Genomic DNA, 25,017 nt, shown 5'->3' with positions numbered 1-25,017 from the left:
GATTTGGATACCAAATTCCTGGATGGATCCGCGTGGGTCCGCATGGGTCCGGATCCGACCCCGGCTGGATCCGCCGGGGCTCTTCCCTTCCGATACATAACGACATATCGTTAAACATCGCTCGAGGGGATCGAGCCGACCACGAGGAGGTCACCATGAACGGCACGTACTCACCGCGGGGATTCGGCGGACCGGGGTTCGGGCACGGAGGACACGGGTTCGGCGGACGGCCGGGCGCGGGTCCGGGTGCCGGGCTGTGGGAGGCCATGGAACAGCTGCGCGCCTCGTTCGAGCACCGCGGCGGAACCCCGCGGATGGCGCGCGGCGACGTGCGCGCGGCGGTGCTCGCGCTGCTCGCCGAGCGGCCCATGCACGGCTACCAGATCATCCAGGAGATCGAGGAGCGCAGCGGCGGCGCCTGGAAGCCGAGCGCCGGATCCGTCTATCCGACCTTGCAGCTGCTCGCTGACGAGGGTCTCATCGAGGCCGCCGAGCAGGGCGGGCGCAAGACGTACTCGCTCACCGAGGCCGGCCGCGAGGTCGCCGACGAGGCGGACAAGCCCGCGCCGTGGGAGGGCCCCGGAGCCCGCGCCGGCGCCGGAATGCCGTTCGGCGCGCTGCCGAAGGCGGGCGTCGACCTGGCCGGAGCCGTCGCGCAGGTCGCGCGCACCGGCACGCCGGAGCAGATCCAGCAGGCGATCGAGGTGCTCGACGAGGCTCGGCGCAGGCTGTACGCGATCCTCGCCGACTGATGGTGGACGGCGAGGCGGGTGAGCAGAGCGTCGTAGACGGCGCGTCCGTGCAGGAGCCGCAGGGCTCGGATCCGGTGAGCCCGGGCGCGCAGCGCGCGAACCAGGGTCCGGCACGGGCGGAAGTCGCGCCGGCGCCCGGGGCGCCCGACGCCGCCCTGCGGGCGCGGTACCGGCGGATCCTCGCGTTCGCCGCCCGCGTGCTCGTGCAGACGTGGTGGTTCGAGATCGCCCTGCCGCGGATCGGGTTCGCCGGGACGGCCGAGCGGACCAGGGAGGGCCGGATGCGCACGCTCGCGCGCCGGTTCCACGTGCTCGCGGTCGAACTCGGCGGGCTGATGATCAAGGTCGGCCAGTTCATGTCGTCGCGCATGGACGTGCTGCCGCCCGAGATCACCGGCGAACTGGCGGGGCTGCAGGACGAAGTCCCGGCGGTGCCGTACCCGGAGATCTGCGCCCTCGCCGAGGCCGAGCTGGGCGTGCCGCTGCAGCGCGCGTTCGCGTGGTTCGATGAGACGCCGGTCGCGGCGGCCTCGCTCGGTCAGGCGCACCGTGCCCGGCTCTCCGCGCTCGACGCCGCCGACGCCGGCTTCGAGGAGGTCGTCGTCAAGGTGCAGCGGCCGGGGATCGACCAGGTCGTCGCGACCGACCTCGCCGCGCTCCGGCGGGTCGCGCAGTGGCTGCGCCGGATCCGGTTCGTGGCCTCCCGCGTCGACGCGCCCGCCCTCGTCGAGGAGTTCGCGCAGACCAGCTTCGAGGAGATCGACTACCTGCACGAGGCAGCCGCCGCCGACCGGTTCGCCGAGAACTTCGCGGCGGATCCGCGCGTCGACTCCCCGTCCGTCGCCTGGGAGCGCACGACGCGCCGGGTGCTCACGCTCTCGGACGTCTCCGCGATCAAGATCAACGACACCGACGCCCTGCGCGCCGCCGGCATCGACCCCGCCGAGGTCGCGCGGGTGTTCGCCGAGGTCATGTTCGATCAGCTGTTCACGCACGGCTTCGTGCACGCGGATCCGCACCCGGGCAACATCTTCGTGACGCCGCGGGTGGGCGGCGCTTCGACGGGCTCAGCGACCGGGCAGCCGGCCTGGCGGCTCACCTTCGTCGACTTCGGGATGATGGCCGAGGTGCCGGACGAGATCCGGCACGGCCTGCGCACCCTGTTCATCGCCGTGGCGTCCCGGGACGGGCGCGGTCTCATCGCCGCGGCGAAGGAGATCGGCGTCCTGCTCCCCTCCGCCGACACCCGCGAGCTCGAGCGGGCGATGACCGCGATCTTCGCCCGGTTCGGCGGCATGGGCTTCGCCGAGCTGCGGGACGTGGATCCGCGCGAGTTCCACGACTTCGCGAGCGAGTTCGGCGACATGGTGCGCTCGCTGCCGGTGCAGCTGCCCGAGGGCCTCCTGCTGCTGATGCGCGCGGTCTCGCTCACGTCCGGGATGTGCAGCGGGCTGGATCCGCAGTTCAACATCTGGGAGTCCGTGGAGCCGTACGCGACCCGCCTGCTCCGCGACGAGACCGGGAACCTGCTGCAGGACTTGGCCCGGCAGGCCGTGTCGACCGCGGGCATCGCGTGGCGGCTGCCGAAGCGGATCGACGACATCATCGGCCGGGTCGACGAGGGGTCGGTGACGTTCGACACGTCCCGGCTCGAGCGGCGGTTCGACCGGCTGGACGCGCTGATCCGCCGCGGCGTCTCCGGCCTGCTGTTCGCGGGTCTGCTGATCGCCGGCGCGATCGTGCTCACCCCGAACCCCGTGCTCGGCACGGTCCTGATGAGCGTGTCGGGGCTGCCGCTGCTGCACGCCCTGTTCGCCGGGTTCTTCCGCGGCCGCGGCTGACCTTGTCACATGCCAACCCGATTGCCAGGTCCGGAAAACATGTAAAAAATCTGGCTGATCTTTTACATGTTTGACGCTTCGCTACCGGACTGCGTTGTTCGCGGGCATGGATGCGATCGCGAGGCGTCCAATCTCGGTGAACGCGGCCATCGATGTGTGCACGAACATCCATAGTCGTGAGATCGGGGTGCGCAAGCTCCCTGGGACATATATCGGAAACCCCCGGACCCGGGCGCCGATCTACACTCCGCCGACCGGGGAGGCGGTCATCCCCGGGAAGCTGGGGAACTGGGCGGAATTCGTTCACACGACGGCGGACATCGACCCGCTCGTCGTGATGGCGATCGCCCACTACCAGTTCGAGGCCATCCATCCCTTCGAGGACGGTAATGGGCGCACCGGCCGAATCCTCAACATCCTTCAGCTCGTCGAGGCTGGACTCCTGAACGCCCCCATCCTCTATCTGTCTCGCTTCATCATCCAGAACAAGGACGAGTACTACCGACTCCTTCTGGGAGTGACGGCCGATGGTGCGTGGGAGAGCTGGATCCGGTTCGTGCTCCGCGGCATCCATGAAACCGCCGCGAAGACGCTTCGCAAGATCGATCGGATCCAGGAACTCCAGGAAGTCGTTCGGGCGGAGATCAAGGCCCACACGACGGCGGGCAGCAACGCGGATCTCCTCGACGCGCTCTTCGAGAACCCCTACGCGCGAATCAACAAGGTCGTCGAGCGATGCGGAGTGTCGCGACCCACCGCCACGTCCTGGCTGAACTCTCTTGTCGAACGTGAGGCGCTGTTCGATGTGAAGGTCGGGCGCGAAAGACTGTTCATCAACGTTCGCCTCATGCAGATTCTTGCGTCGGACGAGGAGGTCGACGAGCGGTCCAGCGACTCGCTGTTCTGATGAGCGTGTCGGGGCTACAGCTGCTGCACGCCCTGTTCGCCGGGTTCCGCGGCCGCGGGCCGCGCTGACGCCGCCGCTCAGCCCCGATCCGCGTCGCGGGTGATCTCGACCACGGTCGTGCGCATCACGCCGTCGGCGGTCGAGATCTCGTAGCGCACCGGCATCCCCGGATGCGCGGGCGAGAACCAGAACACCTCGTCGCCGTCCGGATCCGCCACGTCGTAGCGGATCAGTTCCGCGCGCCCGAGCGGATGCTCGAGCACCTCGATGCTGCGCCGCGCGAGGGCGGCGGGGAAGGCCGCGTGCTCCTGCAGCTCGCGCCACGTGCTGCGTCGCCGGGTCGGCTCCGCGTCTGCGGTCCAGCTCTCCGTCGTGATGCCCTCGTCGTCGCCGTCGATCAGGCGGTTGATCCGCTCGGTGACGGATCCGTCCGCGGCTTCGACCCGGATCCGGAACAGCGCGCCGCCCCGCAGCTCGTCGCGGATCTCCGCCGCCGAGAACGGCGTGGGCAGCAGATCTGCGGCGATGACGTGCGGGTCGGCGTTCGCGTCCATGCGCTCAGGGTAGGTCGGCGCGCGCGGTGCGTCCACCGGATCCGGGATCCCGTCGGGAACGCGGATTGCGTGTCCCGGCCTTCGCGAGGCCGGGACACGGGGGTCGGTCAGTCGAACTTCTTCGGGAACTGCTTGATCAGGCCGGCGCTGAGCATGGTGGCCATCTGCTGCATGTGGGTCTCGGCGGTTCCGTAGTCCACGATGGCCTTGGCATAGTCACCGTGCAGCAGGTCGGACGCGTATGCGAGGGTCTGAGTGATGTGGGTCTGCATCATGTCCTCCATGTCGGCCTTCCCCCAGTGCGGGTTGGCCGCGGCGAGGAAGTCGCCGATCTGCTTCGCGTTCGCGTACCAAGCCGCGACGGCCGTGTTGAGCGCGGCCGTGTCGCCGGCCTTGGCCGCGGTGAGCACCGGGACGGCATCCTCGATGTGGGTCTTCAGCAGTGCGGTCAGCTGGTCCCCGGCGGCGGTGCCGTAGAACGACCCGACGGCGTTGCCGATGTCGGTCTGGTTCTGCAGCAGCCGGTCCAGGGTCGCCGTCAGGCCCGGCGAACCCTGGGCGAAGGCGACGACGGTGGCGTAGGTCCATTCCATGTGCTGGGCCCACAGGTTGGACATGGTCGTGTAGAGCTCGATCTGCTTGTCGATCGAGCTGCCGTTCGCCATGTGCATCGGGGCTGCCGCGCCGGCGCCGGTGTCGGCGTGGGCCGCGGACGCCGCGGAGGTGCTGCATCCGGTCAGCGCGAGCGCGGCGACCAGGACGAAGCCCGCGAGCGTCGCGGTGGTGACGGTGCGCATTCGCGCGATGGTGGTGTTCATGGTTCCTGCCTTCCTCGGCGGGGGCGGGTCGCTCCCATACCCGTTCCGTGTCGGTGGCCCGGGCGTTCTTACCCGCGGAATCGTGGTGGGCGGACGTCGGTAAGATTCCGGGCGCGGCCGACACCAAGCAGGTATGGGACTTCAAGCGCTGGCCGTGAGGGAGCACAATCGTGCTATGGGCGACGCCTCATGGACCGTGGACGCCGACGCCGCGGAGTTCGATTGGGTTGCGCGGCTGACCGGCACCGGGCTGGAGCGCGATGACGCCCTGCGGCGGTTGCACGCCTTGATGGTGCGGGCGGCACGGCAGCAGCTGCGCCGCATGAGCGGCGGCGCCGCGGTGGGCGGGGCGCGTGCCGAGGAGATCGTTCAGTCGAGCGCGGATGAGGCGGTCGTGTCGGTTCTGGCGCGGCTGGGTGATTTCGAGGGGCGCAGCCGGTTCACCACGTGGGCGTACAAGTTCGCGCTTCTGCAGACCGCGACGACCGTGCGGCGCGAGGTCTGGAATCGGCGGGAGGTCCGCATCGACTCGATCCCCGAACCGGTCTCCGTGCTCGACGAGCCCTCCGAGCTCGCCCCCAGGACGCGTTGAAGACCGCGCTGCGTCGTGGCATCGCGGACGCCCTGACCCCGCATCAGCAGCGCGTGCTGATCGGCATCGCCGTCGAGGGCGTGCCGATCGACGTCATCGCGCAGCGCACGAACAGCACCCGCAACGCGGTCTACAAGACGCTGCACGACGCGCGTCGCCGATTGCGTGCGCACCTGGCTGCGCAGGGATTCACGGAAGCGATCGAGACGAAGGAGGCGACCCGATGAACGAGGACAGGACATGGGAGGACGACATCCTGCGTCAGCTGGACCTGGGCGCGGAGCCCTGGATGTCCTGCGACGACTGCTTCGACCGGTCCGACGAGGTTCTCGAACAGCTGATCGAGCACGGCGGACCGCTGCCGGAGCGGTTCCGCGCACATCTCCGTGGCTGCCCGGCGTGCCGTGAGGAAGCGCAGACCCTCGTCGAGATGATCGCCGCAGAGCGCGGGGCCGACGAGGCCGCCGCGCGCATCCGCCTGGACCTCGCCATCGCATGACGGAGCACTTCGTGTTGGCTCGTCACTGGTCGATGCGGGCCCGCTGATCGGGCGTGAGCGCTCCGACGCGAGATCGCATCCGGGTTGAGGACAACCAACTACGGATCCGAGTAGACGATCGTCTTTGTCGGGAACGCGGCGAGATGACACTAGATGTCGCGTATCGCGGCGGTCTGGCGTCCAACTGGTGCGTCTTTGTCGTGACACTTTCCCCATGCTGGACATGAGAGTTCCGCGTTGCGTCGCCGTGTGGTATCACGAGCGGTCACGTCTGGGCGGAGTTCGGACTGCCGGCGCCGGTGGGCACGCCGCGCAGGCCCAATGAGGAATCGCGACACTCGCCGGGGTCTGCAGGTGGCGCTGCCCCAGTCGCCAGTGGGCGGGCTGGTATTGATGAATCATGAGTCAGCCGCTTTCGCCTCTAGTTTCTCTGGCAACGTCGATGCATTCGCAGCCCGGCGTGTACGCCGTGATGTTGGGGTCGGGCGTCTCCACCGGCGCGGGGTTGCTCACCGGGTGGGGTGTCGTTACCGAGCTCGTCTCGCGGGTGGCCGCCGCCGGGGGCGGCGATGATGAAGTCGAAGTCGCTCGGGCAGACCCGGAAGCTTGGTGGAAGCAACACGGAAGCGGTGATCTTGGGTATTCGACGCTTCTCGAGCAGCTTGCTCCGTCGGCGGCTGCGAGGCAGGGGCTCCTTGCTGGCTTCTTCGAGCCGGGCGCGGACGATGACGCCGGTGCGCTACGCGAGCCAAGCCGAGCGCATCATGCAATCGCCGAACTCATGAAGCGTGGATCCGTCCGTGTCATAGTCACGACGAACTTCGACCGGTTGATGGAGCACGCGCTCGAATCCATCGGGATCTCTCCGCAGGTGATTGCACGGCCCGAGGCGGTGAATGGAATGGCGCCGCTGGCGCACGCACCGGCGACGATCATCAAGCTACATGGTGACTATCGCGACCTCGGGAGCCGGAACACGCCTGCAGAATTGTCCGAGTATCCGGATGAGTGGAAGCGCCTTCTCGCGCAGGTGTTCGACGAATACGGCCTGGTAATTTCTGGTTGGTCGGCGGACTGGGATCACGCGCTGGTTGCGGCCTTAGAGGATGCTCCGTCTCGTCGGTACCCACTGTATTGGGATCAGCGCAGCAGCCGAGGTGACGCCGCGCAGCGGATTCTCGCTGCTCGTGACGGGAGAGTTCTTCCAGCGTCGAGTGCGGACGACTTGTTCGGCGAGCTCGTTGAGAGCTTGGAAGCCCTGGATCGTCTCTCCTCACCGCCACTTACGACGGCGATGGCGGTGGCGCGATTGAAGCGGTATCTCCCGGACCCGGTCCGGCGGATCGATCTGCATGACCTCGTCATGAACACCGTCGACGAGGTTGTCGACTTCATCACGGCTCAGCCAGTGACGGCGGAGACCGTCTCCGTGGGCTTTGACGTGTTGGACACGATGTACGCGGGCTATTTCGCCACGATGGAGAAGCTTGCCCCCCTCCTCATCACGGGCGTATGGCATGACGATGGGACCCACGATTCCCTCTGGGCAGATGTGGTGCAGCGTCTTATCGATGCCGGTTCGACCGTTCCCACCCACACGTTCAACTCCCTCTACCTCGCTGCGCGACTGATTCCTGCGTTGGCATCAGTGGCATTGATCTCGATCACGGCGACCCGTCGCGGCCGAGAAGGGCTGCTGCTGAGCATCGTCGAAGAAGTCGACGGCCCCACGCAGATCGGAATCGATCAGCGAGTCAACGCTGCCCAGGTCCTTCACTACGGCCGAGTCATCGTCAACGAAGACAACATCAACGGCTTTACCCGTTGGGGTGGCAACAAGTGGCTCTATCCGGCTTCTCATCTGTTCACAGCGGCGCTGCGCCACTATCTGATTGGCCTCATCCCGAACAAGGACGACTATGAGAAGGCATTCCGGGGGTTCGAATATCGGCTAGGTCTGATCCAACGTCTCACCAGCGACCGGGCTATCAGCGGAGAGTACGTGGGTGAATGGGCGTGGCGCGGTGAGGAACCGGTAGCCGAGATCGAACTCCGCAAGGTCATCGACCGTGGGCGGGGCACCGCATGGGAGGAGTTCTTCACGGCCCGTGAGCTAACAGTCGATGCCGCGCTGACCGAGCACCGGGCGGTGATCGTTAAGTACCAGCGCTGGGGCTGAACACGACAGCTCGTAGCAAAAGGGTCAAAGAGCTTCCGGCGGCTCGGCGGCGAGGGAGTTCGGCTCGTTGATGAACGCGAGGAACCGCTGCCCCTTCCCGTTGGTTCGCGGGTCGAAGATTCCTTGAGCAGTCATGATGGTCCCAAGCGGAATGGATGCGAGCCCCGCTCGCTCGAGATCGGCGGCGGCTTGCCGGACGGGTGCGCCCCATACGGATCCGTCGAGTCCGAGCGCCGACCCGAGGGGACCGTCTATTCCGCCCATGTAGATGTTCGAGTGCTGCTCATAAAGGCCGCGCGCCTTCAGCCAGGCCGCCGGATCAGTGAAGTAGTGCAGCAACCAGACGTGCATCTCGTCGAAGTCATCCACGAGGCGGGTGAACTGTTCGCGTTCACTCACCGAGAAGCCGGCCCAGCGTCCCGCGTGGGCCACGGCCGCCGCGAGGCGGTGTCTCTTCTGCTGGCTGGCTGTTTCGGCTGCGGTCCGCTGTGCACGCGTGACGGCGGCGATGAACTCGTCCGACTGGACGATGTCTTCGACGGTGATGTTCTGATCGAGTCGCTCGATCGTTTCGGCCAGCGCTCGTGCGATCGCGACGTCGAACTCGTGTTGGCGCTCGGCTTGTCGCGTTGCGAGCGCGTGAGCAAGCGTTTCCGCCGCGACGGAGCCCACGATGGGGACCATCGTAAGGGCCGCCTTGCCAGCGAAGGCTAGCGTGTCGGCGGCTGGCTCATAGGGAGGGACGAGGCTCTCGAGATCGGTCACAATCTGATGATGCACGAACCCACCGACGTTGATGTACGAGGTGCGTTGTACGGGCCCGCTCGCGGTTCAGCTGGTTCCGCTCAGTAGAAGCGGGACGGGAAGACGCCGGGAAAGACGTAGTTGAGCTTGTCCCATGCCTCGCCACGTCGTCCGGCCTTCTCGAGGTCGATTGCGTCGGCGACGCGCTTGGCGTCGGCAGATAGCGTCGCGAGAGCTGTAGCTCGGTAGGGCTCGGTCGACGCAGCCCGAATACGACCCGTGAGCTCGGTCGGATCGTTCATGTCAGCGAGCTTGCTGCTCGCGAGATCGCGCATCAGGTACGCGAAGTCCAAGTAGGGGATGAACGACGATTCGCGCTGCATACGCTGGGCGGCACGCATCTCCAGATAGAACGACGACAGCGCCCGGGCACTCGTCGGGTTTGCGTACTTCCACGTCTTCACGAGCCGTGCCAAGCCTTTAGCTCCTCCCGATGGCAACCTGTTCGCGTTCGTAACATACGTGAGGTGTGCGCTCGGCGCCGTCTCCATCCACCCGCCGCCGGGAGCGGGGATGCTGTAGACGACGTGCTCTCCCACCTTCCGCCGGTAGTAGGCCGGAATAACTTCCCATCGCTCTGCGCCGCCCGCGAAGTCGACGACAACCGCTGGCCTACTCACACGTATGGGCGTGAAGACGAACGTCTTGATGAGCGCATTCCGGACGTTATTCAACGCCGTGTCCGGACTCGCAGGCCGCACCCCGCGAAGCGAAACGATGACATCCACGTCGGAATGACCTCGAACGGCAGTGCCGTGACGGAAGGAACCCGTTTCACGCAGGCCGTAGTTCTCCACGCTGGATAGCGCCTTCTCGACAGACGCCCTGTGGCTCGTAGCCGCCGTCCGCTCCCTGTCACTTGGCACATGCCGCGCGAGCAGCTCTTCGAATGCAGAGCCGATGCTGCGTTCAGTCATTCGCGGACAGCTCCTCGACCGTTGCCTTTTGGCCGCCCTTGCGGATGTTCTTGCCCGCGCGCCGGTACGCTCTCGGCGCGATGGGTTCTGCCGACTTGTTCTGCTCGTCCATCCGCTCCGTGAGGCTCTGAAGGATGTTCCTGGCCTCCTGGAGGTCGATCCAGGGAACATCGACTCGACGTGCCCGGCGCGCGGCGTTCTGGATCTCGAGATACGCATTCGCGGCCGCTGTCGCCTTCGTCGCACGCTGCGATGCGTTGACGATGGTCAAGATCGCTCCGCCGGCGGCGGCGACCAGGGCGAGAAGACCTCCCACGATGTCTAGGCCATGCGCTGCGAGCACGAGTGCACCTGAGATCGCGGCGCACGCCGCCGAGATCGAGCCGACCCATGTATTCATCGACTGCCAGCTCTTGGCCTGCTCGAACTGTCCCTGACAGCTCCACATTGCGCGATTCTCAAGCTCCGCGAACTCGCGCAGCAGGGCCGCGCGGCGCACGGACCCGTCCCCCTTATCGTCCATGCACAGAGGCTACCGGCGAGGGGTGACGCTCTATGTCGAGTTCACGGATGTGAGGGTCGGGCCCGCGCTCAGGGGTATACCGCCGGGCCCGCCGTCAGCACCGACGATCGAGGAACTCGCCTCAGTTCTGCGGGCAATTCATGAACCGAGCCGGTTCGGCAAGCTCGATGTCGGACGCATCCGCAAGACTATTCGCGATGACTTAGGCGTCGTCACCGTTCTGGGGCCGGGAGGAGTGATTGAGTTGGTGTCCCTCGTTCCGCGCATGCCGATGGAGTCATTGAGTCTTCTTCACTCGCGACTCGATGAACACTTCCGCATATTGCACTCGCAGCGGCGTGCTCTCGCGGTCGGTGCGCCGCTGTTCGCCCTCGAGCACGACCTTTCCGAGAACGACCTCGATACCCTGACCGACAGCGTTCGTCACGCGGTGGCCAGCGGCTTCGGTGCACGATACTGGCGGCAATCGTGGCTTCCGTTCGTCGTATACGCCGCGGAGGCAGGTTATGACTACGTCGGCAACGAGTTCTGGCCGAGCTTTGAGGAGGTAACGCCCGGTTGGGCAACTCATGGAGATCGCGACCGCATCCGCCTGCTGTTCCAGAAGTTTGGGGTCGAATACGGCGGTGCCGTACCGAGCGGTGGCTTCGCACAGAATTTCCCCATCATCGCCTGGCCGATTACTCACGCTGTTTTGCCTGTGTACTTGCAGCGGCACCTGGCTCAACTCCTCTATGAGTTCCGGACCGGCCTGACCACCGAACTGCTCCGGGAGCCAGATGCCCTCGGCAAGCAATTGGCTGCTCGAGCCTGGGGCTATACGGAGCGGTTCCGCATCTTCTGCTCGAATACATCGCTGCTCGGGCATGTCGCCGCGGCCTTGCTCTACGGCGAAGAGGAGGAATCTCCGTACCTGCTGCACTCGACGCTGTTGCGGCTAGTCAAAGGGCTGGAGCAGGAACGCCAATCCAAGATCTGGCTGCAAGGAGCCCGCAACGCCGCGAGTCGGGTCCGCGCCCACGGCTTCCAGCCGAGCATCTCACGGACGGGAGGCGGCAATCCGCACGGTCGGCTACCAAAACCGACCGACCCGCACCTGCTTCTCCGAGGTAGCGAGACCGGCTGGCGTGTATATGCCCAAATGCCGGACCTCAGCAGCCTCAGTCGAAGCCTCACTCATGTCTACGACGAACTGCGAACTCGACGCGCTTGGGTCGAAGGTGCCGAAGACACAGTCTTGGCTCGTGGACGTCTGGCGACAGCTGGCCAGGAGATCCGGCTTACTCGCTGGCCCATCTCCGACGCGTCCTTCATTGAACTCGAGGACGGCAGTAGCGACGTCAACGCCCTGCTCCGCGACCAGGTCGAGATCTCCCGCGGACCGATCTGGCTGTTTAAGCGGCGTGGCCCGGGTATCGCTGTTGAGGTCAAGGGGAAACAAGTCCGCCCCGCTAACACCTACTACCTCGTCCATGGCGAGGATTGGACTGGCGACGGCATTCCGGGTCTTGACCCGGTCAAGATAGACGTGTCAGGCGCCATCGCTACTCGGTTGGTCCTACCCGAGCGGCTCACCGAAGCCGAGTCCAAGGCGCTCGTAGCTGCCGGACTGAGCGTCGTCGCCAACGTGGCGATTCGTCCTGTTGGAATCGTGGCAAGTTCATGGGACGGTGAAGGTGCCGTTGAGTGGATGGCCGGAGAACCCGGTCTGGTAGGAATCCGCGCCGAGCAAATCCCTGCGGGCGGCGCCTTGAGTCTGGACGGCGAACAATACAGCCTGGAGTGGCCCGATAGCAGCCCTGAAATCTTCTTGAGCCTGGAAGACCTCTCGGTGGGCGAACACGAGTTGCGCATCACGTTGACCGGCAACGCACAGCAGACGTTGGCCGAGGGGTCGCTGCTGGTTACGATCCGCGACCCTCAGGTTCGTGGCGATGCTGCCGAAATGGGCGAGGGGATCCGGTTGCTGGCCTCGCCAGCCCGACCGACCATGAGCGAGATTTGGGCACCTGGAGCAATCACGATCGCCGGGCCGGATGGCTTGCGTGTTGACCTGGCAGTGTCACTTCGAGGCCAGTCTGACCGGGAGCTAGCTAAGATCTCGCAGTCCATTACGCTGCCGCTTCTCGACTCCGACTGGGCAGGCGTCGCCAAGAATGTTCGAGGTGACAATCGCTTCGCCGGAAGCTTCGACCAGGCCGAGTCGCTGGAACTGACGGTATCTCGCGCCGGGATCGGCCATGCCGCGCTTCGCGCAGACCGTGGCTTCCAGCCTCTGCGGTGGCAGCTGTTCCGTGAGCGCGAGCAGACACGCGCCCATCTCATCGACCGGACCGATAGCCCTGACACCCGGGTGCTCTTGTACCGAGTTGAGACGCCAGTGACTCTCGAAGAACTCGACCCGCGCTCCGACGTACTTGTGCCGGCAACGGGTGGCTTGTTGCGCGCCAAGGGCGGAGAGGGAATCGACGCTTCGGCCACCATCCTGCTGCCGACCCGACCGAACGACCTGCTGGGGACTCGCGTCAGGCCAAACGTCCAGACTGGAGCGCGAACCCCGGGCGAACTCCTTCGGCTCGTCCTTCACCATCAACGGTGGGCCGAGGCCGACCTACCTGGCGACGCCTTTGCTCAGCACGAGCGGGACATCGTGCTCGAAGCCATCACCCGGGCCCTGGTTTCGCTAGCCGGCGGAAGCCGCTGGGCGGCCGTCGAACGCAAGCTGGCCAATTCGAACGATCCCTTCGACCTGATCGACAAGCTGCAGGACGTGGTCGGAGACAGCGAAGACCAGAAGCGTCTCGCGAAGAAGATCGGCCAGAGCCTGTATGTCTGGCAAGACCCGGCCGCTCTCCTGACGGGATTCAGTGGGGTCATCCAGGGAACACTGCGTGCCAGTGGTGTCATCGGGCACGACTCGGCTCCACGGTTTCTTCTGACGCTTGCCGGACACTCCAGCCGGATACTGTCGTGGCCGGAGGTCGAGCGCGGCTACCTGATGCAACAGGTCATCACTTCGCCTGTACTGTTGCGTGCCGCCCGATTTGCGGTCGTCGGTACCCGACTAATGGGTGAAGCCGAGCAGTCGAGTAGGGGGTTCTGATGGGCATCGCCATGCGAACCGTAGACGAGGTCGCTACGTTCTCGGTTCGAGCCCTGGGCTTGGACGAGGAGGTCTTCGGACTGGACTACCCGGAGGCCATTGCTGCCTCGGTGCGACGTGCCGCCTCCTTCCTGTCCCCCACCACACCGCGAGCACTGGTGGATGCCGTGCTCGAGGCGCTGACTCCTGTATTGTCTGAGCCCCCGAGTCGCGACGACCTTATGGCACTGGTCGATCGACTGATCTCGGGTGGTGACCTGTTGGAAATGGCGGATGCCACTTCAGATCGCAAGAATCGGTTGCTGTACCTCGGGCCACCGAGCTTCGTTCCGAAGTCAGCCGGTCGCTATCTGTTGACTGGCATTCGTCCGCATGGAGCACTTCTGGTGCCATCCACTATCACGGTAGAACCGGAGGCTCACGTTCGAACGGCATTGCTCGACGGCGATACTGCAGAAGCCAGCCTTCGTGAGGCTGGGCTGCACAGAATCAATGTTCAGCAGTGGGTTGGACAGCCTGCCGTAGTGGCGGCTCGAGAGTTCATTGAGCAGTACCGGCAGCGTCTCGATGTAGCGCCCGCAGCTGGATTTGTAGACGGGCTCACCATCATTGACCCGGCGTTTCGTCCGACCTACTACCGAGGGCGTTGGCGAGCGCCGACAGTAGGAGACAGCGGTGATTACGTCGGGCGTCGCCCGCAGGCGTATGGGGCGGACCGTTGGTGCATGGTCCGGCTGTCCGACGGGGCACCCGAGAAGCTGCTTGACCTGCCGCTGGACAACGTTGCGTCACCTGCCCGCGATGACGCCTGGCGTTTGCAAGCTGCCATCGATGCTGCCCGTCGCACGCCGCTCAGTTATCGAGTCCTACCGATTCCCGGCCACTCTCCGGTCGCTGAGTTCATCGTTGACTTCTTCTCTCCGCTGCCCAGTTGGGTCGAACGGTACCTTGAGTTGGTCGGGATCTCGGTGGACAAGTCTCGTGGTGCCTTGTTCTCGTACCGGATCCCAGCATCTGCACTCGCGGGTCTCCAGTCGGCGTTGACCGAGACTCTGTGGATGACGACTACCCAGGGGGAAAGCTAGTGACTGCCGAAGCACCGACGATCGCCGAGACGATCACCAAGATTCAATCAGCTCTCCGGGAGTACATCGAGGCGACCTACCACCTCGGTGATCAGGCACTTGTCGAGCAGCGCCGGGAACTCCTCGATCAGGAGGGCGTCATCTCTCAAGCCCCATTCATCGAGAGCACACCTCGCTACCAGACGGACCGGCGCTTCTCGGACTTGGAGCTCGACTCTGCCGCTCAGAAGCTCTTTGAATCGCTAACTAGCAACGTAGGTGGATCGCGACTGCTTTACGACCCGCCCTACACACATCAGGCCAAAGCACTCGAGTGGACCCTGCGTGATGGATTGAGCCTGGCGGTAACCACTGGTACTGGTTCGGGAAAGACCGAGTCCTTCCTGTTGCCGATGCTTGCGAAGCTGGCTCGGGAGGCTGCAAATAGCCCTCAGTCCTTTGCTCGTCCAGCAGTCAGGGCGCTGGTCCTGTATCCGATGAACGCGTTGGTGAACGACCAGTTGGGCCGTCTCAGGCTGCTGCTGGGTGATAAGCGGGTAACCGGCCAGTTCCAGTCGTGGGCCGGCCGTCCAGCTCGCTTCGCTCGCTACACCAGTCGCACGCTCTACCCAGGGGTTCGTAAAACGGAGCGCGATCAGACGCGCCTCAAATCTGTCGAGGACTTCTACATCGACTTGTTGGACCGCCAGGATGACCCGGACGCCCGGAATCACGACGCGGCCTCCAAGCTGGTCGGACAGTTGACGCAGCGTGGAAAGTGGCCAGCCAAGCCAGACCTCCGTACTTGGTATGGAGCTAAGGGAAGCCGGTGGAAGAACAGTTCCGGTGACTTCGTCCGGGCGATCATGCAACCCGAAGACTCGGAGTTGCTTACACGACACGAAGTGCTTGCGGCCCCGCCGGACGTCCTGATCACGAACTACTCGATGCTCGAGTACATGCTGATGCGGCCGCTGGAGCGCCCCTTGTTCGACGCCACTCGAGAATGGCTCGCGAACAACCCGAACGAAAAGTTCCTGCTGATCGTCGATGAGGCTCACCTCTATCGCGGCGCAGCAGGTGCCGAGGTCGCTCTGCTCCTCCGTCGACTTCGAGCGCGACTGGGAATTCCGGCCGACAGACTTCAGGTCATCGCCACGAGTGCGAGCTTCAACGATCAGGCATACGCAAGCGCCTTCGCCGCTCAACTCTCTGGCAAGGATCCAGCGGAGTTCCGAACCGTCACGGGAGAGCTGAACCTGCGATCGACGGCGGCGCCGGGTACGGCAAGCGACGCGAAGCTCTTGGCAGAGTTGGCTCTCGATGCCTTCTACAACGGCAACACTGAAGCCGAGAGGGTGGAGGCGGTTAGGGAGTTGCTGGACGCCCGCGGCGTTTCGGCAAGCCCAGACGACGGAGTCGGCGCGCTGCTGCACCAGGCATTGACGGACTACGAGCCGATGGGTTTGCTGGTCAATGAGACCATGCAAGAAGCCCAGCCCGTCGGGGAACTCGGCGGAAAGATCTTCCCGGATGCCGATCGGGAGACCGCGGACCGAGCAGTCACGTCACTGGTAGCACTCGGCAGCGCAGCCCGACTTAGCGGCGATGACGCCGGCCTTTTGCCGTGTCGAGTTCACGCCTTCTATCGAGGATTGCCCGGACTTTGGGCTTGCGCTGATGCCGACTGTCCTGCCGTCGTCCGCAACACCACTGGGCCGGTTGGCAAGCTCTACGGACAGCCGCGTGAGACCTGCGAGTGCGGGGCACGCGTGTTCGAGCTCTACACGTGCCGACACTGCGGCTCGGCATATCTGCGTGCCTACACGGACGACCTGACCAACCCGAAGTCGCTTTGGCATGAGCCGGGTGACAGCTTCCAGACCGCCACGGGTCCGGTGCCGCAGCTGCAGCCGCTCGACCTGCTGGTCGAGGATCCCGACCCCGATCAGGGTGCTGAGATCGCCGACTTGGACCTCGTCACCGGGCGACTCAACCCCGCCAAACTCGGGACGCGTACCAGGAGCGTCTATCTACCGGGTAAGCGGAATGGCGAGGTCGTCGATACCGACGATGATGACGAGGATGACAGCGACAGCAAGACCACGGGCAGCGGCGAGTTCAAGCCATGTGGAGTTTGCCGCAAGCTCGCTGGCTTCGGACGGTCATCGGTCCAAGACCACCAGACCAAGGGCGACCAGCCCTTCCAGGCGTTGATCGCTCGCCAGATCGAGGTCCAGCCCCCTTCCAGCCCCTACAGCGACTTCGCGCCGCTTCGTGGCCGCAAGGTTCTGGCGTTCTCAGACTCTCGCCAGGTTGCGGCTCGACTTGCGCCGAACCTGCAGAGCTACGCGATGCGGGACGTCATCCGGCCCCTGATAATCCGTGGCTGGAGCGAACTCGCCATGTTGCCCGGTATGGACAAACAGATCGGCTTGCATCAGTTGGTGCTGGCGACCCTGGTGGGCGCTAAGAAGCTCAAGGTCCGCCTTAGGCCGGAACTCCGCCAGAGTGAGTCGATGGCCGTCCTTCGGGATGTCGGTCGACTAGTCGATGCCGGGGCGCTTTCGGGCGATATCGCCGCTCAGATGGAATTGGTGTCGCTTGCGGTCTACCCGCCCGAGTCATTGATGAAGGCCATCTACGCCACGCTGATCGACCGATACTACGGCCTAGCGGCGCTGGGTCTGGCATCGCTCCGCGAGCGGGAGACCGACAGAGCCGCAATGTTGGCGGACTTGACGAATCTGCCTGGCATTGCCGACACCGACGAGAAGAAGCTGGCGCTGGTCCGAGTCTGGCTGGCGCAGTGGGCCACACCGAGCAATGGCATCTGGTTCCCAAGCATGACGATGGACTGGCGGGGGAAGAAGGAAGGCGTCCGACCTCATGCAGGCAAGTTCCGTCCCTTCGAGCGTTGGCTTGATTCGGCGATCCTCGCTAGACAGTTCAACAAGGAGTGGCTACCGGTTCTGCAGCAGCGGTTCTGTGAGACTGCTGGTGGCAGCAAGCACTACATGCTGGCCGGCAAGGTCGCGCTAGAGCTCGAAGGCGAGTGGGGCTATTGCGAACGATGCCGTTTCACTCAGCGGCCGTTCCCTGGATCGTCGAAGTGTGTCAGTTGTGGTGCGAACCAGGTGCGAATCCTCGACCCGAATAGTGATCCGGTGTTCACAGCACGCAAGGGCTACTACCGAGCCAGCACAGTGCGATCTCTCGGGGACAACCCCGAACCGCCAATGAGCATCATCGCAGCCGAGCACACCGCCCAGCTAAACGCGGCCCAGTCCGAGGCCGTGTTCTCCAAGGCGGAGGAGCACGAGTTGCTGTTCCAAGACGTCGACATTGAGTTGCCGAGTGCGGGCGCCCAGGAGCGGGCAGCCATCGACGTGCTGTCGTGCACCACGACGATGGAGGTCGGCATCGACATCGGTGCGTTGTCCGGAGTCGCCCTTCGCAACATGCCGCCCTCCCGTGCCAACTACCAACAGCGAGCTGGTCGAGCCGGACGTCGTGGCAATGCCGTGGCAACTGTCGTGGCATTTGGAAGCTCTGACACTCACGACGACCACTACTTCCGCGAGCCCGCCGAGATGATCCGCGGCAAGGTGGTCGACCCAGTGCTGACGTTGGACAACGACGAGATCGCCAAGCGGCACGTCACCGCATACTTGCTGCAGCGGTACCACCAAGACAAGCTGCCGACCTTCGACCCCAATACCCAGTCGTCGCAACTCTTCGAGGTGCTGGGCACGGTGCCAGAGTTCGTGGGTACGGTGTCGCCGCTCAACCGAGCTGATCTGGAGAAGTGGCTCAACCAGAACTACGCATCGCTTCGGGCGGATGTCGACGACTGGCTGCCCTCGGAACTACCGCCCGCTAGTCGTGAGCAGGTTCTGGATGCCCTGGTCTCGAACACCCTGGCCGCGATTGACAGTGCGCTCGATCTCACCGCCGGGGGAGCACTTCCGACTCCGGAGGCCGGCGACTCGACACCCGAAGCTGAGGAAGCCGAGGCCGAAGGTCCGGCAGAGGATGGGGCTGAAGAACCCAGCCCGATGCGGAGCCAAACCAATCTGCTGGATCGACTGCTCTACAAGGGCGTCTTGCCGCGCTACGCCTTCCCAACAGATGTCGCCACCTTTCACGTGTTCGACGTCGACCGCTCCCAACCCTTCCGGGCTGCCTACCGCTACGCACCGAGCCAGGGGCTACCCGTCGCCCTCAGCCAGTACGCCCCCGGCAAGGTGGTCTGGATCGACAACAAGGAGTGGCGCTCCGGGGCGATCTACTCGCCGGTCAATGCGGAGCGCTACAAGGCGTGGCAAGCGCACAAGCTCTACTTCGAGTGCCGAGTTTGCCACTACGCCAAGTACTACGACCAGGAGGAAGCCCACCCCGGGGAGATCCGCGAGTGCGAGGCTTGCGGTACCGAGGATTCGTTCGGAGAAGCGATGGCATGGATGCGTCCGCCCGGGTTTGCGCACCCGGCCGACGAGACCGAGGGGACGAGCCCCGATGATGCCCCGGCTCGGAGCTATGCCACTCGAGCCAAGCTGGTCGCTCCAGGACCGGACGACGAGTCGGCCTGGTCCGAGGTGACGGACCGCATCCAGCAGACCTATCACCGCGAGACGCTGATTGTCACCAACACTGGTCCCGGTAACGAGGGCTACACATACTGTTTCAAGTGCGGCAAGATCGAGCCGACAGCGCTCGCTGGCGGCACTGTCGTCGGGCAGCACAAGAAGCCATTCCCGGACCAGAACGAGCAGGATTGTTCTGGAGACTCGGCGTGGCGAGGTCTGGCCCTCGGGACGGACTTCATCACCGATGTTCTGTTGGTGCGACTAAAGGTGGCCTCGCCGGTTCGGCTGGCTCCGCAGTTCTTGTCGACGCAGGTGGCTCTTCGGACCATCGCAGAGGCTATGACTATCGCCGCGACGCAGCTGCTCGATATCGAGGCGACCGAGCTCCAGGCGGAGTACCGCCCGGCTCTGACCCCGGGCGGGGCGGCAGGGCTAGAGGCCGAGATCTACCTGTACGACACTCTGGCGGGCGGTGCTGGATTCACTCGTCGCGTCGAGGAACTGGGGATTCAGGTGCTAGAGGAGACTCTCACCCGGCTGGAGTATTGTCCCGCCGGCTGCGACCAGTCCTGCTATCGGTGCATCCGCAGCTTCCGAAACCGTTTCGAGCATGGTCTCCTCGACCGCAAAGTCGGGGCGAGCTTGCTGCGGTACCTGCTGTACGGGACCGCCCCAACGCTCGACGCATCACGGCTGCAACTGTCTACCGACCGTCTCTACAACGACCTCAAGGGACGCGGCATCACGGGGGTCGACTTTGTGCGCGATGCTGAGGTGAGCATCCCGGGCATCGGCGTGGTGACAGCACCGATTCTGGCGACCAAGGGTGACCGTAGGTTCATCTTTGGAGTTCACAGCCCGCTGACGCCACACCAAGCTCCCGACGCCTTGCTGAACGACGCCAAAGAGAACCAAGCGGTGATTCCCGTCCGTCTGGTCGATGACATCGAAATCTCACGGAGCTTGCCGAACGCCAGCCTTGCTGTTGAGAAGGTTTTGGCGTGACGGACTCGCCGGGTGCCCTCGCCACCGGTATCGCTTTCAGCCGAGCGGTGCTCGTGGGCCCTCCCGCCCGCTGGAGCTACTCGACGCTGGAGGAAGCTTCATCTTGTCCGCTGAGGTACTGCCTGCGGCGAGCCACCTACCCAGATCTCGGACATCAGGAGGGCTATCCGTCGGTGCCGTCGGTTCCGGCACTGTTCGGCAATGTCGTGCATGGAGCCCTGGAGGTGGTGGTAAAGGCAATGGCTGACGCCGCAGTGGAGTCCCCGCAGGCCGAATCAGCAGCCGAAGTCATCCGCGATCTGGGCGGATTCACGTCGGTGGTCGAAAACGAGCTTGCGAATCAACTCGCTTCGCTGAAGGACAACATGCGTTTGTCGAAAGATCTCCATCGCCGCATCGCAATCGATCTCGAAGCCCGGGTCGCCGACGCTCGGGCACAGGTGCAGACCTACCTCAGTCGCACGAAGTTCGTATCCGGCCCCCGACACTCGACGCAGGCTGCCGAGGGTGGCCGCTCGCGAGCGTTTGTGCGCCAAGAACTCGGGGCGGGATCACACCCAGAGGTTGAGTTGGTAGCCGAGCGCGAGCGGCTCTATGGTCGCGTCGATTTGCTGATGATCTCAGACGATCGCGTTGACATCATCGACTACAAGACGGGCGGTGAATCTGATGGCCATGCCGACCAACTGCAGCTCTATGCGTGGCTTTGGGGAGCCGACGAGAAGGTCAATCCGCGGGGGTTGGGTGTCGCCAGCCTGACCGCGGCGTACCGCGACCAAGATGTCAGCATCGACGTGCCGAATGCCGACCAAATGGCAGTCCTGTCCCTAGAGTTCGCAACCAAGATCGCCGATGCTGACGGGGAGATCGCGTCGGGCAGCCCCACTGCGAGGCCAAGCCAGGAGAACTGCCGTTACTGCGCAGTGCGTCATCTTTGCGCCAGCTATTGGGCAACCATTGCTCCAAAGCTTTCCGACATCAACCAGGGGGACCTATTCGACTACGAGGGGGTCATTGGCGAGCAGAACGGGCAGCGCAGTTGGTGGCTCTTGAATGACGCTGGTCGTCCTGAGCTGCTACTTCGCACTACCACCCCAGCGCCGCCCTTCGCGTCGGGAGATCGCGTGCGCCTTCTGGGATTACGGCGTGGCGCTGATCCGCAGACGGACTGGCCGATCGGGTCGGTTACAGTCGCGACCGAGGCATTTCGGGTTGAGTCGGTTTAGAAGCCCTCGGCCGCGAAGAGCATCGATTCACTGGGTGCGTCGTCGACGTCATCGGCCGGCAAGGGGACTCTAGCTCCGTGACTAACCGGACGGACCAGGCGGTGGCGACGCATGCTCTCCCGAACTCGGGGCTGTTCCGCACGCCGCTCGCCCCACCGTTCGAACCACCAACTGCCGACGGATGTCTCATTCGTTTGCTCTGGGTCCAGCAAGTACTCGGGATCGGGATCGATCCCCAGCGAGTAGTCCCGCAGATTCTCGGCCAACTTCACGCCGTAGACGATTCGCTCTCGACCATGCTTCAGGAGTTCGCTAGTTGGCCACCCAAGGGCGGCCAAGCCAAGCCGGACCTTTCGGAGGCGCGGGCTGACGCCTTCGCCGAAGACACTGTTGACACGCACGACGGAGCCCTTGACCCGCGACAGGCGAACCAGTGCCTCGACAGTTTCGTCGGTGAATTGTGAGGTTCCGAAGGAGCGGGATCGACCGAGTTCAGTGAAGCAGATCCGTTCGTCCTTCGATCCACCCATTACCTCGGCCGGCCAGCGGAGTCGGTTGTACTGGCTGGAGCCGCTGCCATATAGCGATGTGGTGCTGATGAAAGACAGACGTGACTCACGTTCGATGGAACGGCCTGCCATCGAGGAGGCGATCTCGCTGGGGCGGGCGTACTTCGCGCGGTACGCCGCTATGACTTTGGGTGAAACAGCTAGCGCGCCGACCAACTTGCCCGCTGCTAGAGCACTGTAGGGAGCGACAGCCCCGCAGACCGTCAGGTCGGCAATGACGGTACCGACTCGCTCACCACGTGCCCGGCGGACGAGTCGGCGAATCTGCGCCCGAGCCTTGGCGTCCTTCAGGGCGTCAAGGAGGCCGTCGGCCGTGGGCTTCGGTGAGAAGAAGGGTTGGAGCGCGAGGGATGCCTCGAGGGTGTCGGCCAGTGTCGCCGACCGCTTGCTGCGGAACAGAGGAGAGGTTGCGCGCTCAATCCACGGGTCCTGTTCCATCTGCCGAACTTCACTGAGCGGAGTTCGATGGTGCTTTTGACGATGTCGTTCGGCATCGGCTCGTAGCAGGGCGATTACTTCATTTCTTGGGTGCTTGAGGTCGGATGGCTGGAGCACGTTGTCGGCAAGCAGATCGCCGAGATATATCTCCTCAAGTTGGGCGTCGATTCTTCCGGCAAGCCACGAAGCGATCTCATCGGACGGAGCCTCGCGGACGTCATTCAAGAAGGTGTCGGTATCCCAGCCGATCCACTGGTCGCGCTCGGCGATCTGGACCACCGGGCTAGAGATCGCTGCCAAGCCGATGACTGCGTGGTGCGGCGTGGCTGCGTCGCGGACCAAGACCGGCATGGAACGACCCGGCACCGTGAAGTAGGCGTTCGACCACGTATGCCGGAAGTAGCGCCAGATATCGTGTAGGTCGTAGCCGGTTCGCTCGCACGTACCCCCGTCGACGATCTGGATGTAGGGGCGGATCACGCAGCTGGGATCAGCGGCACTCGTCAGCGAATCGGCCAGTTCGCGGCCATCCCGCATCAGGTTGAACACGGTGACCAGCTTGCCGTCGAAGTCGCGGGGCTTCTCCATGCGCTCTACGAAACGGCGGACGCTGGGTTTACGAAGCTGGGAATCGCGACGGAGGTGCTCCTGGCGTCGGATGCGGGACTTCTCAAGCTCCGGGTCGGGGTTCGCTGGCGGCGGAGTGAGCAAAGGACCGTGTCTGTAAGCCATCGATAGCGACCAACCTTGCTCGACCAGATCGATCAACGTATGGGCGGCAGCAGCGAGCGTCGGCTTGTTGTAGAGGTTTCCCAGATCTGCTCGTGCGAACCAGAGGTCTCGGTCAAGAGCCTCAGCCGGATCGAGATCTGCCTCGGTCAGGGCCTTGCACAAGCGGAGGAATCCTTCGCGCTCCGCCTTTGGGGTGCCGCCGGGCAGCGATATGTTAAGCAACTTGCCCTCGTCTGGTTCGGTCATGACTTAGCCAGCATTCGTCCGTAGGTGGCGCCCCAGACGTCGAGCAGTTCGCGACACTCCTGTTCGCTTGGCCCCATCGACGCGACCGAGCGGGCGAAGGACAGCAGCATTAGTTCAAGCGCGGTTCGCACCTGGGTGCCGGAGTCTCCCAACTCCTGGAGGGGACGGTATAGCGCACCGAATGCCGGGTGATCGATGTTCATGATGACGTCGAGGCGCCTTTGCCGCAGCGTCAGTTTGAACATGGAGTCTCCGGAAAGTTGCTCGGCACCCAGCCGATAGGTGAGGGCACCGGCGGTGCGGCCAGGGGTGGGGATCACCGGCAGGTCAGCGTCTGCGGCACCCGCGATCCGGCACGACCCCTGAACGGCCGCCTCAAACTTTACTTCCTCGAAGGCTTGGCGGACTCGGGCGTTCAGCACACGAGCGATAGATTCGAGTTCTGGTTCGAGGGCTTCACGCAGGGCAGAAGTTGGTCGCACCCCCTGCTTGTTTACGGTGATGCCGAAGTGCTCGTCTAGGTCGGGGTCAAACTCGATCTCGCACCGCCACCAGTCGTCGTAGTTCTCCTTGCGCTTGCCGCCCATGAGATACCAGCCAGTCGCGATCTCGCGTCCGGCCCGCAGGATGGATACCCCACCTTGACCGATGATGCCGACTTTACGCTTGGTGGCGTTGTCGAGGTCGTGCCAGCGGGCAACGGGAAGCGAGGCGAAGGTGACGGTCACGAAGCCAGTTCCGCCACCCGTCTTGGAGATTTCGTAGCGGATCGGCTCGAATGCCAGATGGCCTGTACCTCCGTTGATCTTGGTCGAACGCAACAGCGGGTCAGTCGGTGCTACCGCCTTACCGTTGATGCGAAGCACGACCCCTGACATCAGGAATCGGCGGTACATCCGACCGAGGTCGCGGTGCAGGGATCGCTCCAGCCAGGCCAGGCGGCGGTACTCGATCCGGTCGCAGTCTCGCCAGACGACGCGGCAGCCAGAAGCTGAAGTGCCGGCCGAGCCTGGTCTGGGAGCCAGCGCTGCGCCCTCCCGTCTGGCGACGGCGTCTACGTCCAGTCCAACTGTGAGGGCGGGAGTCTCTGCTTGCCAGGCCGTGACCTCCACCCGGCGTGCCTGGCTGAGCGAGGCGGCCGGGAGGCCCATCCCGAACCGTCCGAATGAGTTGCGGGAGTCGAAGCGGGACGAGCCGCCGAAGAGCAGACAAGCGGTGAGTTCGTCCTTGTTCATGCCGATGCCATCATCCTCGATGGTGATCACAGGTAGCGCGTCGGCGTGGGCACGTTCCACCGTCACATTGATGCTGGCGGCATGCGCCTGGAGGGAATTATCGATCAGTTCGGCCAGGGCTGTGGCCAGGCTCACGTAGCCGGATTCGCGGATGGCGCGGATGAAGTTGTCAGGTACGAGCAAGTCGACCGTACCTTCCTGAGCGCGACCCATTTTGGCTCCCTCCGTCGGCGATGGGGCTATGTCTAGGGTAGCTCGCCGGAGGGTGCCGCAGCACCATAGAAAACGACGATGGTGCAGGAGGCTATCCGAGCCGTCGGGCTTGGGCCGTGGAACGAGATCCGCGGCCCAAGACCGCCCCCGGCACCCAATCGGTTAGCGCGTCAACAAGAGAGTCGCCGCGCGTTGCGCCGCTGGGGTCAAG

Annotated in this window: 18 protein-coding genes; 11 read left to right on the top strand and 7 right to left on the bottom strand. The window is 64.5% G+C overall.

Going from position 1 to position 25,017, the window contains the following annotated elements; translation table 11 throughout:
* Window positions 1-155 precede the first annotated feature (155 nt).
* The 3 genes from RBR11_RS14225 to RBR11_RS14215 all read left to right on the top strand — a co-directional run bounded on the left by RBR11_RS14225 (window position 156) and on the right by RBR11_RS14215 (window position 3,500).
* Window positions 156-752, top strand: coding sequence for a PadR family transcriptional regulator (locus RBR11_RS14225; protein ID WP_308490029.1), 597 nt, complete (start codon window positions 156-158; stop codon window positions 750-752).
* Window positions 752-2,593, top strand: a complete 1,842-nt coding sequence (locus RBR11_RS14220) for an ABC1 kinase family protein (RefSeq protein ID WP_308490028.1) — start codon at window positions 752-754, stop codon at window positions 2,591-2,593. The genes RBR11_RS14225 and RBR11_RS14220 overlap by 1 nt, the downstream gene beginning before the upstream one ends.
* A gap of 136 nt (window positions 2,594-2,729) precedes the next feature.
* On the top strand, window positions 2,730-3,500 hold the full coding sequence (locus tag RBR11_RS14215) for a Fic family protein (RefSeq protein ID WP_308490027.1): 771 nt from the start codon (window positions 2,730-2,732) through the stop codon (window positions 3,498-3,500).
* A gap of 77 nt (window positions 3,501-3,577) precedes the next feature.
* On the opposite strand, the gene RBR11_RS14210 is transcribed toward RBR11_RS14215, so the two are convergent.
* Together RBR11_RS14210 and RBR11_RS14205 are read right to left on the bottom strand one after the other, a co-directional pair.
* Complete coding sequence (locus tag RBR11_RS14210) at window positions 3,578-4,054, bottom strand: hypothetical protein (protein WP_308490025.1); 477 nt, start codon at window positions 4,052-4,054, stop codon at window positions 3,578-3,580.
* Window positions 4,055-4,161: 107 nt separating this feature from the next.
* Window positions 4,162-4,872, bottom strand: coding sequence for a hypothetical protein (locus RBR11_RS14205; RefSeq protein ID WP_308490024.1), 711 nt, complete (start codon window positions 4,870-4,872; stop codon window positions 4,162-4,164).
* A 175-nt stretch (window positions 4,873-5,047) separates the two neighbouring features.
* On the opposite strand from RBR11_RS14205, the gene RBR11_RS14200 reads away from it, so the two are divergent.
* The 4 genes from RBR11_RS14200 to RBR11_RS14185 all read left to right on the top strand — a co-directional run bounded on the left by RBR11_RS14200 (window position 5,048) and on the right by RBR11_RS14185 (window position 8,142).
* A complete protein-coding gene (locus RBR11_RS14200) occupies window positions 5,048-5,464 on the top strand; it encodes a hypothetical protein (protein ID WP_308490023.1) in 417 nt (138 codons plus the stop codon).
* On the top strand, window positions 5,461-5,691 hold the full coding sequence (locus RBR11_RS14195; RefSeq protein ID WP_308490022.1) for an RNA polymerase sigma factor: 231 nt from the start codon (window positions 5,461-5,463) through the stop codon (window positions 5,689-5,691). Before RBR11_RS14200 ends, RBR11_RS14195 begins: the two co-directional genes overlap by 4 nt.
* On the top strand, window positions 5,688-5,963 hold the full coding sequence (locus tag RBR11_RS14190; RefSeq protein WP_308490021.1) for a hypothetical protein: 276 nt from the start codon (window positions 5,688-5,690) through the stop codon (window positions 5,961-5,963). The genes RBR11_RS14195 and RBR11_RS14190 overlap by 4 nt, the downstream gene beginning before the upstream one ends.
* A 400-nt stretch (window positions 5,964-6,363) precedes the next feature.
* Window positions 6,364-8,142: an SIR2 family protein gene (locus tag RBR11_RS14185; protein ID WP_308490020.1), complete on the top strand. Its 1,779-nt coding sequence runs from the start codon at window positions 6,364-6,366 to the stop codon at window positions 8,140-8,142.
* Between the two features lie 24 nt (window positions 8,143-8,166).
* Here RBR11_RS14185 and RBR11_RS14180 read toward each other — a convergent pair whose 3' ends face one another.
* The 3 genes from RBR11_RS14180 to RBR11_RS14170 form a co-directional block, all read right to left on the bottom strand.
* Window positions 8,167-8,907 carry a hypothetical protein gene (locus tag RBR11_RS14180; RefSeq protein WP_308490019.1) on the bottom strand — a complete coding sequence of 247 codons (741 nt, stop codon included), beginning with the start codon at window positions 8,905-8,907 and terminating at the stop codon, window positions 8,167-8,169.
* An 80-nt stretch (window positions 8,908-8,987) separates the two neighbouring features.
* Window positions 8,988-9,863 (bottom strand): nucleotidyltransferase, encoded by an 876-nt coding sequence (locus tag RBR11_RS14175; RefSeq protein ID WP_308490018.1) that lies wholly within the window; start codon window positions 9,861-9,863, stop codon window positions 8,988-8,990.
* On the bottom strand, window positions 9,856-10,386 hold the full coding sequence (locus RBR11_RS14170; RefSeq protein WP_308490017.1) for an SLATT domain-containing protein: 531 nt from the start codon (window positions 10,384-10,386) through the stop codon (window positions 9,856-9,858). The genes RBR11_RS14175 and RBR11_RS14170 overlap by 8 nt, the downstream gene beginning before the upstream one ends.
* A gap of 22 nt (window positions 10,387-10,408) precedes the next feature.
* Between RBR11_RS14170 and RBR11_RS14165 the strand changes: the two genes are divergently transcribed.
* From RBR11_RS14165 to RBR11_RS14150, 4 genes are read left to right on the top strand one after another with little or no spacing between them, the layout of a single operon-like run.
* Window positions 10,409-13,489, top strand: a complete 3,081-nt coding sequence (locus tag RBR11_RS14165) for a hypothetical protein (protein WP_308490016.1) — start codon at window positions 10,409-10,411, stop codon at window positions 13,487-13,489.
* A complete protein-coding gene (locus RBR11_RS14160; protein WP_308490015.1) occupies window positions 13,489-14,574 on the top strand; it encodes a hypothetical protein in 1,086 nt (361 codons plus the stop codon). Before RBR11_RS14165 ends, RBR11_RS14160 begins: the two co-directional genes overlap by 1 nt.
* Window positions 14,574-20,147 (top strand): DEAD/DEAH box helicase, encoded by a 5,574-nt coding sequence (locus tag RBR11_RS14155; RefSeq protein ID WP_308490014.1) that lies wholly within the window; start codon window positions 14,574-14,576, stop codon window positions 20,145-20,147. The genes RBR11_RS14160 and RBR11_RS14155 overlap by 1 nt, the downstream gene beginning before the upstream one ends.
* The gene (locus tag RBR11_RS14150) at window positions 20,144-21,373 is read left to right on the top strand and encodes a RecB family exonuclease (protein WP_308490013.1); all 1,230 of its coding nucleotides are present in this window, start codon (window positions 20,144-20,146) and stop codon (window positions 21,371-21,373) included. Before RBR11_RS14155 ends, RBR11_RS14150 begins: the two co-directional genes overlap by 4 nt.
* On the opposite strand, the gene RBR11_RS14145 is transcribed toward RBR11_RS14150, so the two are convergent.
* Both RBR11_RS14145 and RBR11_RS14140 read right to left on the bottom strand, forming a co-directional pair.
* Window positions 21,370-23,358: a Druantia anti-phage system protein DruA gene (locus tag RBR11_RS14145; RefSeq protein ID WP_308490012.1), complete on the bottom strand. Its 1,989-nt coding sequence runs from the start codon at window positions 23,356-23,358 to the stop codon at window positions 21,370-21,372. The genes RBR11_RS14150 and RBR11_RS14145 overlap by 4 nt on opposite strands.
* Window positions 23,355-24,806, bottom strand: a complete 1,452-nt coding sequence (locus RBR11_RS14140; RefSeq protein WP_308490011.1) for an ATP-binding protein — start codon at window positions 24,804-24,806, stop codon at window positions 23,355-23,357. Before RBR11_RS14140 ends, RBR11_RS14145 begins: the two co-directional genes overlap by 4 nt.
* Window positions 24,807-25,017: the final 211 nt, after the last annotated feature.

This window comes from Microbacterium capsulatum (assembly GCF_030865425.1).
Lineage (GTDB): Bacteria > Actinomycetota > Actinomycetes > Actinomycetales > Microbacteriaceae > Microbacterium > Microbacterium capsulatum.
The sequence above is the reverse complement of the archived record's forward strand: the minus strand, read 5'-3'. Positions and strand labels throughout refer to the sequence as shown.

Coding starts and splice junctions, on each gene's coding strand:
- RBR11_RS14225 (WP_308490029.1), top strand. CDS start 156: ATGAACGGCACGTACTCACCGCGGGGATTCGGCGGACCGGGGTTCGGG.
- RBR11_RS14220 (WP_308490028.1), top strand. CDS start 752: ATGGTGGACGGCGAGGCGGGTGAGCAGAGCGTCGTAGACGGCGCGTCC.
- RBR11_RS14210 (WP_308490025.1), bottom strand. CDS start 4,054: ATGGACGCGAACGCCGACCCGCACGTCATCGCCGCAGATCTGCTGCCC.
- RBR11_RS14205 (WP_308490024.1), bottom strand. CDS start 4,872: ATGAACACCACCATCGCGCGAATGCGCACCGTCACCACCGCGACGCTC.
- RBR11_RS14200 (WP_308490023.1), top strand. CDS start 5,048: ATGGGCGACGCCTCATGGACCGTGGACGCCGACGCCGCGGAGTTCGAT.
- RBR11_RS14190 (WP_308490021.1), top strand. CDS start 5,688: ATGAACGAGGACAGGACATGGGAGGACGACATCCTGCGTCAGCTGGAC.
- RBR11_RS14185 (WP_308490020.1), top strand. CDS start 6,364: ATGAGTCAGCCGCTTTCGCCTCTAGTTTCTCTGGCAACGTCGATGCAT.
- RBR11_RS14175 (WP_308490018.1), bottom strand. CDS start 9,863: ATGACTGAACGCAGCATCGGCTCTGCATTCGAAGAGCTGCTCGCGCGG.
- RBR11_RS14170 (WP_308490017.1), bottom strand. CDS start 10,386: ATGGACGATAAGGGGGACGGGTCCGTGCGCCGCGCGGCCCTGCTGCGC.
- RBR11_RS14160 (WP_308490015.1), top strand. CDS start 13,489: ATGGGCATCGCCATGCGAACCGTAGACGAGGTCGCTACGTTCTCGGTT.
- RBR11_RS14145 (WP_308490012.1), bottom strand. CDS start 23,358: ATGACCGAACCAGACGAGGGCAAGTTGCTTAACATATCGCTGCCCGGC.
- RBR11_RS14140 (WP_308490011.1), bottom strand. CDS start 24,806: ATGGGTCGCGCTCAGGAAGGTACGGTCGACTTGCTCGTACCTGACAAC.